Below are 729 nucleotides of genomic sequence, written 5' to 3'. Positions count from 1 at the left end.
GATCCCGGATGCATAGCAAACCGTCCAGACGACCTTTCTCACTCGCTCTGCGGCTGACCTTTTTTATCAGCCTGTCCACAATACTGGCGTTTATCGCCTTCACCTGGTTTATGCTGCATTCTGTTGAAAAGCATTTTGCCGAGCAGGATGTCAGCGATCTGCAACAAATCAGCACCACACTGAGCCGTATACTCCAGTCCCCGGCAGATCCGGATGAAAAAAAAGTAAGCAAAATAAAGGAATCGATCGCCAGCTACCGCAACGTTGCCCTTTTGCTCCTCAATCCCCGGGGTGAGGTGCTGTACAGCTCTGCGCAGGGGGCAGCACTACGCCCGGCCGTGAATTCAGCCGATTTTAGCGAGCACAGCCGCGCACGGGATGTCTTTCTCTGGACGGTGGAGGATACTGCGAGAGCGATGGATACCGGGTCCGGAATGAAGATGGAAACGTACCGGGTTATCGCCTCCTCTGGCCAGGCGACATTTCAGGGCAAACAGCAGAACTATGTCATGCTGACTGGCCTCTCCATTAATTTCCATCTCCATTACCTCGATGCGCTGAAAAAAAATCTGATTGCGATTGCCGTCGTGATAAGCCTGCTGATTGTTCTGATCATTCGCATTGCTGTCCGTCAGGGGCACCTGCCCCTTCGTAATGTCAGCAATGCCATTAAAAACATCACCTCCGAGAATCTTGATGCGCGGCTGGAACCGACACGCGTTCCCATTG

The 729-nt window shown here is 52.7% G+C and carries 1 pseudogene; it reads left to right on the top strand.

The annotated features are described in order from the left end of the window. Positions 1-8 precede the first annotated feature (8 nt). A pseudogene (gene silS / locus APU11_RS03765) lies at positions 9-729 on the top strand (copper/silver sensor histidine kinase SilS); the annotation flags it as partial.

This window comes from Enterobacter sp. 50793107 (assembly GCF_001463365.1).
Taxonomy (GTDB): Bacteria; Pseudomonadota; Gammaproteobacteria; order Enterobacterales; family Enterobacteriaceae; genus Enterobacter; species Enterobacter cloacae.
Note: the sequence above shows the minus strand (reverse complement) of the source record. Positions and strands in the feature narration are given on the sequence as shown.